The organism is Chitinophaga sp. (assembly GCF_035761305.1).
In the GTDB taxonomy this organism is placed as follows: domain Bacteria; phylum Bacteroidota; class Bacteroidia; order Chitinophagales; family Chitinophagaceae; genus Chitinophaga.
This window is the reverse complement of the sequence record NZ_DASTRI010000144.1, coordinates 1-12,697: the sequence shown is the minus strand read 5'-3', so window position 1 is coordinate 12,697 and position 12,697 is coordinate 1. Positions and strand designations below refer to the sequence as shown.

The following is a 12,697-nucleotide window of genomic DNA, read 5'->3' as shown; positions in this document are numbered from 1 at the left end:
TCAAACGAACAACATGAAACAACTACAATATATCATCATAACCATTCTTGCAGGATGCATGCTGGCAGCCTGTCATAAGCTGGATGTAGCGCCCCTGAACGTGATCCGGGACAAGGATGTATTTAACAACGAAAACGGCATAACCGCGTACATGGCCACGATTTACAAAGCATTGCCCATTGAGGATTTCTATTACCGCAATGAAGGCAGCGGCTTTAACAGGGGATGGGAGCAATTTTATCATCCCGGCGCTATATGCGGTGAGCTGGTAGGTCCTTACGGCAGCACTTACGATGCCGCCGGCGGTTTTGGTTACTGGCCTTACGGCGATATACGCACCGTCAATTACCTGCTGGAAAACCTGCCAAAGAATGCCGTGAACTTTGCCAAAGAGAAGGTAGACGCGTGGATGGGCGAAGCCTATTTTTGCCGCGCCTACTTTTACTTTGCGCTGGTAAAAAGATATGGCGGTGTGCCCATCATTAAAAATGTGCAGAACTATCCCGAACAGCCTATTGAAGAGCTGCAGGTGCACCGCGATAAGGAAGTGGATGTATGGAAGTTCATTGCCGCTGACCTGGACAGCGCTTACCTGCTGATGCCGGAAAAAAGCGTGCGCGCAAGGGCTAACCGCTACGTAGCCGCTGCGCTTAAATCACGCGCCATGCTGTATGCGGGCACCATTGCCAAATATGGTTCCGCGAACTATGTAGCCGGCGATGCCCGTGACCAGGGCTATGTAGGCATACCCGCCTCTGAGGCCGACGGCTTTTTCAAGCAGGCCTGGGATGCCGCCAAACTGCTGGAAGGGCATTATGACCTGTACAAAAAGAAGATGGATAATAAGGAACAAAACTATGTAGACCTGTTCCTGGATAAAGACAGCCCTGAAAACATACTGGTAAGGGACTACTCGCTTACGAGCAATACGGCCCACAGTTGGGATGCTACCATGACCTGCCGTTACATGACCGCTGATGGCCTTTCCCGCGCTTATCCCACCCTGGAGTTTGTAGAGCGTTTTGCAGGGGCGCTGCCCATTGTAAATCCCGATGGTACGCCGCGCCGCTTTAACAATACCGCGGAGCTTATGCAGGGGCTGGAGCCGCGTTTACTGGCAACAGTATATTTTCCCGGCGCCACATTAAGAGGCCGGCAGTTTGATACGCAGCGTGGCATTTACGACCAGTTCTCCGGCACAGCCGCGTCAGAGCTGGGCCTTAACCCACCCAATGCCCAGTACCGCCACCTTTCCGGCACAACAGATGCGCTGTACCAGGGAAAACGCATCATTGGCTTTACCGGCGTTAGCACCAACGGCGATGATATGACGCGCACCGGCTTTTACGTGCGTAAGTACGTGGATTATAACCGAGACCAGTCGCAATGCGGTTTGTACATGAGCACCCAGAGCTGGATTGATATGCGCTATGCAGAAGTGCTGCTGAACCGCGCAGAAGCTGCTATGGAATTAGGCAATACTACCGATGCGGTGACAGTTATTAACCAGCTGCGCGACCGGGCCGGCGCGCCGCCGGTAACCGGCGCCATCACCATAGATACGGTAAGGAATGAACGCTGTAAAGAGCTGGCCTTTGAAAAACAGTACTGGTGGGACCTGCGCCGCTGGCGCATTGCAGACAAGGTGCTGGATAATACCCGCTTCCACGCCCTGCTGCCTTATTATATACTGAATGAGGATAAGTATATATTCCTGCGTGAGCTGGAACCTTTCCAGCGTTCCTACACCTTTGAAAAGAAATATTATTACGAGCCTATACCAGGCGGAGAGCTGGGCAAGAACCCGAACTTATATCCCAACAACCCGAACTATTAATTTAAAAATGAACCGTGTTATGCAAAGGATATTTAAAGGATTGTTGATAGGCTTGTTCCTTTTATCAACATATTCCTGTACCAAAACAGATAATCAGCCGGGGCCCAATGCCGGTTTCCAGGGTAGATTGCTGGATGTTACCAATGGCAAGAATAACTTTTCTACAGAAACAGGCGGCGTGCAGATAAAGCTGGAGGAGCTGAGCTGGAGCGAAACACCCACGCCGCAGTACATTCCTTCCAAACCGGATGGTACTTTTGAAGATACAAAGCTGTTCAGCGGGCATTACCGCGTAACGCCTGTTAATGGCGCCTTTTGGCCGGTTGATCCGGTGGAGCTGGATATTAACGGCCTTACCACGCATGACTTTGAGCTAACGCCGTACCTGAAGATCACAAACTTCAGCCACCGCCTTTCCGGCGATACGCTGATTATGGAGTTTAAGCTGGCAGCGCCGGTTACAGAAGGATTGCCCACTATTATTGATGCGCAGCCTTTTGTGAACATTACCCCCTATGTGGGAGCAGGCGCCACTATCAGCCAGTACACCAATCCGCCCGACCAGAGCAAGCCGAATAAGATAGACATTAACAGCAACTGGGACGACTCCATTGCACAAAAGACCTATGTAATGAAAGTGCCGGACCTCAAACATGGCCGCACCTTTTATGCGCGTGTAGGCGTGCGCGTAAACGACAGCTACAAGCAGTTCAATTATTCCGATGTAGTGGAGGTGCAGGTGCCCTGATTTGTTTAACAGGTATGTACACCGCAGATCCGTTGGCCCATGTTCGGGCCAACGGGCGGTTGTACGTATATGCGCCGCCCCGCGGCTCAGGGCTATATTTCCGGCCTTGCATCCATGATTGACCTTGCGTGTTTGCGGATGACGATGGCCAGGCTGATGACCGGCTGGCCGCTTTAATGTTGTAATGGTTTGTTTCCGTTTATGCCGCGTAATATCTCTATCAATACGGCTTCCTCTATTTCTCCCTGGCATACTACTATTGGGATTTCATCAGCCACCGGATTTTTTCTTATAATATCAATATAAGGTAAATACAGTTCATCAGCAGCTGTTGCATATAGCAGCAGGTCGGGCCGCTGTTTGCATAGCAGGCCGTTTAAATCGTTTATATCCGCAATATCGATCTGCGCCTCCCCAGCCAGATTGAGCAATTTATTGCGCAATAATGGCAGCAGCCTTGGCTCATGGCCAATAAGAATAATATAATGGATCAGGTTTAACATAGCTGTAAATTATGGCAGCATAATAGTGTATATCTTCCTGTTAGCTTACCTTTAGCGCTATGTCTGCTATGCAGGCTGCCTACTGACCTGGGTTTTGCAGACGGATAAAATATAAGTATTATGTTTAATTCGGTCTTTTTAGTATGATTTTTGAGTGGCATCCATTCGGAAAGGTTATAACAAATGTAAAGGTACACTGTTGGGCCGAACCAATGCATACATAAATCATTTTTAATTGTTATTTGATAATTCTTTTATTTGCAGTTTGAAAGCCGGGGGAATTTTCTTCCTTAAAAGATAAAGATTATTATGACGACGAATGTTAATCAAGAACTAACACACGTTTTAATGGCGGAAGATGATGACGATGATTACCTGATTTTTTCTTTAGCCATTAACGATCTTACAACAGTTAAGGTGGTATTAACAAGAGCGGAAAATGGTGATATTTTAATGAGGCTGCTGGATGAAAAGCATCCGGACCTGCTTTTCCTGGACCTGCTGATGCCGTGCAGGGACGGAAAACAGTGCATAAAGGAAATACGCGCCAATAAGAAGTTTGACTCGCTTCCTATTATCGTGTATTCATCTCTGAGCGATTTACAAACCATTGAATTCTGTTACCGTGAAGGCACTAACCTGTATGCAAAGAAACCTTCTTCCCTGGCGGATCTCAAAGATGTGCTGGAAAAGATTTTTGCAATAGACTGGAAAAGAATGCTTTATTATCCGCCCATGTCCCAGTTTGTGATCAATGGATAGGCAATGTCCCCTTGCCTGAACCGCATGCAGGCGGCATCTCTGTCAGAGCTTCATTTCTCTTGCTGCATCCTGTAATACCAATATCCAATCCTGTCCGTATCCGGTTCCGGGTGGTGTAAATTTTTGTTGTCCCTGGTTCTCCAGTTGTTCAATACGCTTAAATGCACCGTTACGTGGATTGTACCAGCCACCCTGCAACCTGCTGCCGCTTATTTTCCCCAGCACCACTGTAAAGGGTAGTCCCGATGCCGTATATACATACAGGTAATCGCTGCCGCGTGTGGCCTGTATGCGTTCTGCGGGCGTAAGGTTATTTTCCGCTATCAGCGACTGGTCCGGCACCCGCTCCGTTACAGGATTGGCTTCCATTAGCCTGCGTACATACTGCATTTGTTTTGCGCCGGGCAGGTCCATGGCTTGCTGCCAGGGCACATGCGGGTTATTCACGGCTTCATGCGCAGGGGAGTAGAACTGCCATATATCGTGGCAGCCGTAGGTATGGCCGAAAGCCCCAGCAAACAGGTCAAGGTAGGCATACTTGCGTACGTCATAGGCGCTGGAGGTGCCCAGGTCATTTGCATTGAAGCATACCGGGTGGTCTTCGTAAATAGGCTCCCCGTCCAGCACGGGTTTGGCGGGCGTGAGGTTATAGGCAGCCTGTATCTTATTGTACACCGGCGTATTGCGGCAATGCCCGTTCTGGAACATGTTAAAGCTAAGCCAGGCGTCGTTATGGAACCATTCCGCAGAGCCCAGCGCATTGGGCTGGGTATGAAAGGTGATCACCGCGCACGCCGCGCCCACACCTTCCTGTATACCCGCGGCCATTTGCCGCCAGATGGTGAGTTGCTGCTCATTTTGTGGCGTACGGTCGCCGCCCAGGATCCACACAATGTTTTTCCGGGTACGGTACCGTTTCCCCAGCCATTGGCCGTAAACTTTTGCATTTTGAGGGGTAAATATCTCAGGCCCCTTACCCCATGTTGATTTCCACACTTTATCGCCCCAGGTAGGCAACAGTCCTATTACCAGGCCCAGGGAATCTGCTTTATCTATAATATAGTCTACATGCCTGAAATAAGCTTCATTGGGCCGGGTAGGATCGTCATGCAGCAGGGGCAGGTCGCCATTGGCGTTGGGGGTGTGCAGCCCGTCAAATTCTGCCAGTATAACAGCCTGTATTACGGTAAAGCCCTGGCCTGCGCGGTGCTGCAGGTACTGGCTGGCCTGCTCCCGGTTCAGGCGGTGGAACAGCTCCCAGGCAGTATCGCCCAGCCAGAAAAAAGGTTTGCCGTTGTGCAGCAGGTAACGGTGATTACTGCTGATGCTCACCTGCGCCGGCAGGGCAAGCGCATAGCAGCAAAATGCTATCATGAACGTGGAACGCAGCATAACGTGTATTGTTTTAGGGTAGTGCTACAAAAATAAGTATCTTGTTTTTTACAACTGAAAAAGATGAGTAAACAATTCCGTTATGGCCTGATGACCGGCTGCCTGTTATTTTTTATCAGCACCTGCAGCTTATATGCGCAAACCGACTCGCTGGCGCTTACGCCGCCTATGGGCTGGAACAGCTGGAATCTTTTTGAAGATGAGGTATCAGAAACGCTGGTAAAGGAAATTGCGGACGCCATGGTTAGCTCCGGCATGCTGGCTGCAGGCTATACCTATATTGTGATGGACGATTTTTGGGTAGGTGGCCGTGATGCAAAGAACCGGCTGTATGCCGATAGAAAGCGCTTTCCCAATGGCATTAAAGCGCTGGCGGATTATGTGCACGGCAAAGGCCTGAAGCTGGGCATTTATTCCGATGCGGCGCCGCTTACCTGCGGCGGCGTAACGGGCAGCTATAACTTTGAGGAGCTGGATGCGCAAACCTTTGCAGACTGGGGCATCGATTATTTAAAATACGATTACTGTAATGCGCCGGCCGATGTAGTCACTGCGTTTGCCCGTTACAAAAAAATGGGCGATGCGCTCAAACAAACGCACCGCCCTATTGTATATTCCATTTGCGAATGGGGGCAGCGCCAGCCATGGCTGTGGGCCAAAGCTGCCGGCGGGCACTTATGGCGCACCACCTGGGATATACGCGATACCTGGCGCAGCAAAGAATACCGCAACAGCGCCAATGGCATTATGAATGTGGTGGATAAAGAGCAGGGCCTGGAGCAATATGCAGGCCCCGGCGGCTGGAACGACCCGGACCTGCTGGTGCTGGGACTTTTCGGCAAAGGAAAGTCATCGTCCCTGAACGGTACCTACAAAGGCTGCACGCTTACGGAATACCGCACGCAGTTCACACTGTGGTGTATGCTGGCCGCACCCCTTATGGTAAACCTGGATGTGCGCCACCTGCAGGATAGCGTGAAAGCCATTCTGCTGGATAAAGACTTAATTGCCATTAACCAGGATGCGCTGGGTAAACAGGCCTCCCGGGTGTATGAGCAGGATAGCATACTGGCATACCGGAAAGAATTGTCGGGCCACCGTATAGCCGTTTGTGTAATAAACGTAAGCAGTGGTGAAAAGCGCTTCAATATTAATGCAGATGCCGCCCTGGGCCTGCATGGTAAATGGAATATAACACACCTGCCCTCCCGCCGGCGCGCTGCCTTTAAAGGCACGCTACGCCCGCATGAGAGCAGTGTGTACATCTGCGAAGCAGAGTAAAATCAATTACGAATTACGAATGGGGGAAGTGCAGTATTAATTTAGGTGTTCATTTGTATTGAAAGTCTTTATTAGGCCATGAACATTCATTAGCGCCATGCCATGATTATGATTAACGGCATTTAATTCGTAATTCGTAATTGACAATTCGTAATTCTCAATACCGGTATTCCGGTGGTTCAATGCCTTCGCACCGCAGGTAAGTAACCGCCTGGCCGCGGTGATGGGTAATATGATCCATGGTAGCATGAAAGCCTTTTACGGCTTCCTCTGTGAGCGTTGTGTTCTCAATGGTGGCTTTAAGCGCATCATACGCCTGCTCCAGGTAGCTGTGAACGGCTTTTTTCCCGGTAGTGGCGGCCGGCGGCGCCCAGGCAGTTTCAATACCTTTTATAAAGTTTTCCTGCCACCATTCTATGCCATAGGCAATATGATGTAACAGCTCTCCAAAATTCCACACAGCAGGAGTTGGTTTAGAGGCATAACCGGGTTCCGGCATTTTGCCGGCAACCTGCAGCGTGTACTGTTTTGAATTTTCCAGGGTGGCTAATAACTGTGCTTTCATAAAAACATATATTTTATGCAACAAAGCTACTGGCCATGCCAGGCAATCGGTTAAGGAATCTTGCTCTTTTAACGGGCGGCAATAACGCCGTTGCGGTAAGCAGCCGGCGGGCAATTATACTGCTTGCGGAAGGCAGCCGTAAAATGTTCAATGCTGTTAAAGCCGGAGGTAAAAGCAATATCCGCCACTGCCAGCGCAGTGCTGCGCAGCAGCAGCGCCGCATGCTGCAGCCGCATGGATAGCAGGTACTGGTGCGGAGAGCAGGAGGTAAAGGTTTTGAAAATGCGGCTGAAATGAAAAGGGCTTACATAACAGTAGGCGGCAATTTCCATCAGTGAAATATCCTGCGTAAAACGGGTGGTAATATATTCCTTGGCCCGCTCTATAGTGGTAAGGTGGTTTTGCTTTAACCGGCTGTTAATGCGGGCGTCGGGCGTATAATCGGTAAGGGTGCCCAGCACCTTATCTGTCATTTGCAGCACCAGCTGGTCTATATGCAGTTTGCTGCCGCTGCGCAGCCCTATCAGCTGGCTAATGTAAAAGTGCAGGAATTCGGTTTCCGTGCTGGCATGCATCAGGGTGGAGTGGAGGTCATTATCGCGGAAGAATTTCGTGTAGCCGTAACGTTGTGTAAGCGCTTTATGGAAGGTGTTGGTGAACTCAAAAATGGTGCATTCATCCGGCACAGCGTGCGCATGGGTAACTGTGCGCTCATAACCGGGCTTGGTGATCAATATACAGCCGTTGTAGGAGTCAAGGGAATGCCGGAATACATTGAACAGGAAGTTGCCCTTGCGTACAAAGCTGATGCAAAAGCTTTCGCTGTACTCAGGTTTTGAGGTACGGCAGTCGGTGCACCGGCATTTAAAATCCAGCACACGGTAAAAATCAGACTCATACCGGGTATGAATATCGGCGTCCATAAAGTAAAGGTAGCAATTTGAGGCCAGGTGCGGAAGGAGGGGAAAGAATAGCAAAATGAGGCCCCTGCTTTGCCCAGAAGGGACCTCATTAAATAAGCCTGGATAAGAATACCCTGCTAAGTCTTATAAATTCTTCACTTAAAGGTACTGTACTCAAAGTCATAGATAGTTAAGCAATTGTTAACCATGTTAATTTTTTCTAAAAGGCATTCCGGGAAGGGAAAACAGCATATAATGGCCCGAATGTTTTTATACGGCTGATGCCGTGAAATATTGGGCAAAATATTATAGTTTCGTGCCTTCCATGGATACGTTCATTCACCGCGTAGTCAATATTGGGGTCAGGCCTGGTCATCCGTTTGAAGAGCAAAAGAAAATCAGATCATTGAATGCAGGGTCGTTGCTGGGCATGGTTATGGTAACAGGGTTATGTGTGCTGAACCTGTTTACAGCACATTATGGATTAGCCTGCTGTTACCTGTTGTTATTATTGTCTGCATCGGGCATTGTACTGTTACAGCATTTCCAGCAGTTCCGGACCGCCAGGCTGGCTGTTATCATTATCATTGCTGCTTTTTTCAGCTTTATTTCACTGGGGTATCATAACAACACAGAGCTGTTGCTGTTACTGAATGTAGCCGTGATTGTACTATTGCTGCGCTCCTGGTGGCTGATCGTTACGCTGGTGCTGATAGACCTGTTCGTTTTCATTTTTATTCATATCTATATCCGGCATCATGGGCCATTTATTGAGCCGTTACCGGCTTCCCGTGAAGTTCTCAGCGCAATAGCGGTATTCATATTTATGGCAGCGGTGCTGCTGTTTAATAAATACGAGCAGTGGCGTTACCAGCAGCAGCTGGAAGCGCTGAACCGGCAGAACGAAGAAAAGGCTGCGCGCCTGGAAAACCTGAACCGCTCCAAGGAAAAAATATTCTCCATTCTTTCCCATGACCTGCGCGAGCCGCTGGCTTCCATGCGATCCCTTTTAAGCCTGGATGCCGACCTGGCTGCGCCGCTGTTCAATGAATTTGCAGGCAGGGCGCGCAACAGCCTGGATAATGTATTATTAAGCCTGGATAACACGTTGCGATGGTCGCATTTACAGCTGAAAGGCATTACGGTTAGCCCCCAGTACTGCGATGTATTGAACACCGTTCAGCAGCTGCAGGTAAAAATGGGTTCGCAGATGGCGGAGAAAGGGCTGGCCTTTGACCTGCAGGTGCCCGAAAGCACGCTGGTGTATGCCGATCCCGATCACCTGTCTGTTTTACTGCGTAATGTACTTTCCAATGCGGTTAAATTTACGCCCGGCGGCGGCGCCGTTACAGTAAAGGCAGCCACGGAAAAAGAAACGGTACATATACGTATAACCGATACCGGTATAGGAATGGATGCCGCCATACAAGGCCAGCTGTTTGACCTGGAAAGGCGCTTTACCCGGCGCGGCACGGAGAACGAGCATGGGGCCGGACTGGGGCTGCTGATAACAAAGGAGCTGGTAGCTGCCAACAGTGGCCACCTGCAGCTGGTGAGCCAAACAGGTAAAGGCACTACAGTAACCATCCAGCTGCCCGGCTCTTATGCATAGCAGCTAAAAAGAGGCTCTTTTTACCAGGCGGCATGGATTTTTAAGATGCGCTTTTTTCTTCCGGAGTATCATGTTAATTACATCCGTTCCCATTTTTGTAAAGTCGGTTGAGATGGTGGTAATGCCATTTCCTACAATCTCTTTTATAGGTATATCATTGTAGGAGATAACACCCACATCCCTGCCTAGCTTATACGAAAGCGTGTTGGTTTTTTTTACCAGGTGCACCAGGTCCTGGTCGTGCACCAGCACATACAGCTCTCCCTTTGCAGGGCGCTTGTTCCGCGCATGGGGAATAACGGAAAAATCCAGCTCAAACTCCCGGCAGAACTGCCGGAAACCTTTTTCAATCTGTTTCTGGTTGTAGAAGGGAGGTCCCTGCACCAGCACCAGCTTACTGTATTTGCGGCGTATGGTGGGCAGGCCCGCTTTCAATACCAGGTAAATATCCTCATCAAAATACTGGCACACAGAGGGGTAGGCGTTGCCCCATTCATGGTAGCCAAGGTCCAGCATGTATATTTTATCCTGGGGCAGCTTTTTGAGCGCGGGCTTAATAGCTTTATCCGGTATGGGCATGATAATGTACTCTGTGTACTTGCCCGCTGCCTGTGCTATCAGGGTTTTAAATACCTCCATATTGTTATGATGGAAAAAGATCTCCACCACTCCCTTATTGCCCAGCGTACTTTTAATGCTTTCGTAAATTTCCTCTTTATACGCCGTGAGGTTGTTGAACAGCACAAAAATATGGTGCTTGGTTTGCGTGTTGGCGCTGGCCACAAAATAGCCCTTGTACTTTACGGCCATTATAATGCCGGTTTGTTTCAGGTGCTCAAAAGCCTGTACCACGGTTTTTTTGGCAATGCCGGTGTCATCGCTCACTTCATTCACAGAGGGTATTTTATCCCCGATCTTTAACTGCTTGTTATCAATAGCGGTAATAACGGATTGAATAATCTGCTGGTATTTGGGCGCGCCCAGCTGATGATCTACTGTAATGATAGATTTCATATTAAACAGTTAAAATACGAATTGTCGGTGATGATTACTGCTCAAATAACCAGTCCAGCTCACCGGCCTTACCGGCGCCGGTATGGCTGCTGATCTCCTGTTTGCCATCCATAAAACCCAATACCAGGCAGGCGCCCCTGCCTAATGACAGGGTATGCGTGCCTGCATCAAAATAATAGGTATGCAGGTTCACCGGCGGTAAACCAGGCAGGGTTACTGCATGCCGTATGCGGATGGCGGCCTGCCCGTACTGATCGGCGCCGGCATCTGTTTCCAGGTCGGGTTCGGGTAACCATGCTTTATCCTTGCTTTCAAAAAAGCCCACTACCACCTTTACCGGATGTGTGTTGCTGAAACGCAGGATAGTGCCTTTGGCCTGTTGCTGCTGCATGCTGCAGGCAATGCCCTGCAGGCGCTGTAAGGCAGCATCGGCAGCCTGTATGTGCACGTCCTTGTCAGTAAACACTTTGGCGCCTGCAACGGGCTGGTAACGGTTACCGGCGGCATTTAACCCGGTAACGGTTGCCGGGCTGAATGCCGGCGTGCTGCCGGGCGCCGCGGCTGCGGGCAATGCATGCTGCAGCGTATACAGGTGCTGCTTAAAATGCTGCAGCTCCGCTTCATAGTGCGGCAGCAGCTCAACCCAGGTTTTGTTCTTTCCGTCGTCCCCGCCGATAGGCACTTTCCTTTGCGCGGTTTGCATGCTGTTGGCATACAGGTAGGCATCTTTCGTAAGGCCGGCCAGCTCGCGGTAATGCTGCACGCTTTGTTTCAGCAGGGGCAGCGCCTTTTCCAGGTCTGTAAGCTGGCGGGAGTGCTGGTAGCGCAGCACCCATAAAGCTGCCTGCACTTTGGCGTTAAAGTAATTAGCCAGCGCGCGGTAACAGTACATGTCGTTTTTAAGGCGGTTAAATTCCGCCTGGTTTTGCTGCACATGACCCGCGGCTTTTTCAATAGCGGCTACGGCCAGCTGTCCGTGCTGCACTACCTCCTGTATCACCTGTACCGGCGTTTCCCCTTTGTGGGGCTGGTGCGCCCATTCTTTGCCGGCATACTGCAGCAGGGTTTCACCCTCCGGCCCGTCGGAGTCATACAGGTCCTGCCATACCCGCCACCTTTTGGGATCAATAAGCTGGCTCATAAACATACCAAGCGTAAGCGTTTGCCGGTTACCGTTAGTAATGCCGAAACGCCGCAGCAGCTTGGGCGCTATTTCGCCGGCCTGCTCATAGGCTTCCAGTATGTGGCTGCCGGCCTGCGTGCCGTATTGGGCGTTCAGCAGCCTGCTCCAGTACACATCTTCTTCCGCGCGGTTGCGGTGGCAGTTCCAGGCATAGCGCGCCCAGGCCTGGTACCAGATCCAGTCACGGTCTATCTGCAGCAGGCGTGGAGTTGCCTTGTCGGCTGTATAAGGCCAGTCCCAGTAGGAGGCCTGCGGGTACAGGTGCAGGCCGTTGGCGCCATGCGCCGTGTGCATGGCCTGCACGCATTTTTGTATAAAAGTGGTGGCGCCGTACCGGAAAGGTTCCAGGTTGGCCAGTATGTGCACGTTATCTATATCCGCCACCGCCAGCCGGCTTATCTCCCGGTGCATGGCGGCCCAGGGGCCGCGGGGAGTGTAGGTTGTAAGCGCTTCGCCATTGTATTTATTCTCTACATAAATGTTGGAATACAACGGCAGGGCAGCTTTCAGTATCAACTGCGGGTTGCTGTCGTGCCCGCGTAATACCAGGGGCGGCAACGTTTTTTTGCCGAGGGCCTTTAACCCGTCGTTTACGCCGGGAATAATGGTTTTGGTGAACCATGCAATATCCATCTCATCGCCTTCCATGGCTTCGCCTAATGTTACCAGCAGGCCTACATTCGGATATTTGGCTACAAATGCTGCTATGGACTTACGGGTATAGTCGGCTATGAGCGGCGTAATGGGCCGTTTGCGGTCCTGCGTAACCATGCCGTGCTTTTCTGCAAAGGGTTTAGACACAATAATGTTGTAGAACATCTGTATCACCCAAATGCCGCGCCGGTCGGCCTCTTTGGTTAGAAAGCGGTACAGGTCCTCATTCTTTTTAAAGGTAGCG

At 50.4% G+C, this 12,697-nt stretch carries 11 protein-coding genes; 5 read left to right on the top strand and 6 right to left on the bottom strand.

Features of this window, described 5'->3' with window-relative positions; translation table 11 throughout:
* Positions 1-13: 13 nt before the first annotated feature.
* Positions 14-1,837, top strand: coding sequence for a RagB/SusD family nutrient uptake outer membrane protein (locus VFS25_RS12465; protein WP_326462477.1), 1,824 nt, complete (start codon positions 14-16; stop codon positions 1,835-1,837).
* A gap of 19 nt (positions 1,838-1,856) precedes the next feature.
* Positions 1,857-2,585: a DUF3823 domain-containing protein gene (locus tag VFS25_RS12460; protein ID WP_326462476.1), complete on the top strand. Its 729-nt coding sequence runs from the start codon at positions 1,857-1,859 to the stop codon at positions 2,583-2,585.
* A 173-nt stretch (positions 2,586-2,758) separates the two neighbouring features.
* On the opposite strand, the gene VFS25_RS12455 is transcribed toward VFS25_RS12460, so the two are convergent.
* Positions 2,759-3,088: a hypothetical protein gene (locus VFS25_RS12455; RefSeq protein ID WP_326462475.1), complete on the bottom strand. Its 330-nt coding sequence runs from the start codon at positions 3,086-3,088 to the stop codon at positions 2,759-2,761.
* 348 nt (positions 3,089-3,436) lie between these two features.
* Between VFS25_RS12455 and VFS25_RS12450 the strand changes: the two genes are divergently transcribed.
* Complete coding sequence (locus VFS25_RS12450; RefSeq protein WP_326462474.1) at positions 3,437-3,850, top strand: response regulator; 414 nt, start codon at positions 3,437-3,439, stop codon at positions 3,848-3,850.
* A gap of 42 nt (positions 3,851-3,892) precedes the next feature.
* On the opposite strand, the gene VFS25_RS12445 is transcribed toward VFS25_RS12450, so the two are convergent.
* Positions 3,893-5,242 (bottom strand): glycoside hydrolase family 140 protein, encoded by a 1,350-nt coding sequence (locus VFS25_RS12445; RefSeq protein WP_326462473.1) that lies wholly within the window; start codon positions 5,240-5,242, stop codon positions 3,893-3,895.
* 63 nt (positions 5,243-5,305) lie between these two features.
* Between VFS25_RS12445 and VFS25_RS12440 the strand changes: the two genes are divergently transcribed.
* Entirely contained in the window at positions 5,306-6,523 is a 1,218-nt protein-coding gene (locus VFS25_RS12440) for a glycoside hydrolase family 27 protein (RefSeq protein WP_326462472.1), read from the top strand.
* Between the two features lie 157 nt (positions 6,524-6,680).
* Here the strand turns inward: VFS25_RS12440 and VFS25_RS12435 are convergent, their stop codons facing one another.
* Positions 6,681-7,088, bottom strand: a complete 408-nt coding sequence (locus VFS25_RS12435; RefSeq protein WP_326462471.1) for a DinB family protein — start codon at positions 7,086-7,088, stop codon at positions 6,681-6,683.
* 68 nt (positions 7,089-7,156) lie between these two features.
* Positions 7,157-8,011 carry an AraC family transcriptional regulator gene (locus VFS25_RS12430; protein WP_326462470.1) on the bottom strand — a complete coding sequence of 285 codons (855 nt, stop codon included), beginning with the start codon at positions 8,009-8,011 and terminating at the stop codon, positions 7,157-7,159.
* Positions 8,012-8,315: 304 nt separating this feature from the next.
* On the opposite strand from VFS25_RS12430, the gene VFS25_RS12425 reads away from it, so the two are divergent.
* Entirely contained in the window at positions 8,316-9,602 is a 1,287-nt protein-coding gene (locus VFS25_RS12425) for a HAMP domain-containing sensor histidine kinase (protein WP_326462469.1), read from the top strand.
* A gap of 3 nt (positions 9,603-9,605) precedes the next feature.
* On the opposite strand, the gene VFS25_RS12420 is transcribed toward VFS25_RS12425, so the two are convergent.
* Both VFS25_RS12420 and VFS25_RS12415 read right to left on the bottom strand, forming a co-directional pair.
* Positions 9,606-10,616 (bottom strand): GntR family transcriptional regulator, encoded by a 1,011-nt coding sequence (locus VFS25_RS12420; protein ID WP_326462468.1) that lies wholly within the window; start codon positions 10,614-10,616, stop codon positions 9,606-9,608.
* A gap of 34 nt (positions 10,617-10,650) precedes the next feature.
* Positions 10,651-12,697: hypothetical protein (locus VFS25_RS12415; protein ID WP_326462467.1), on the bottom strand; the 2,047-nt coding region annotated here is incomplete at its 5' end.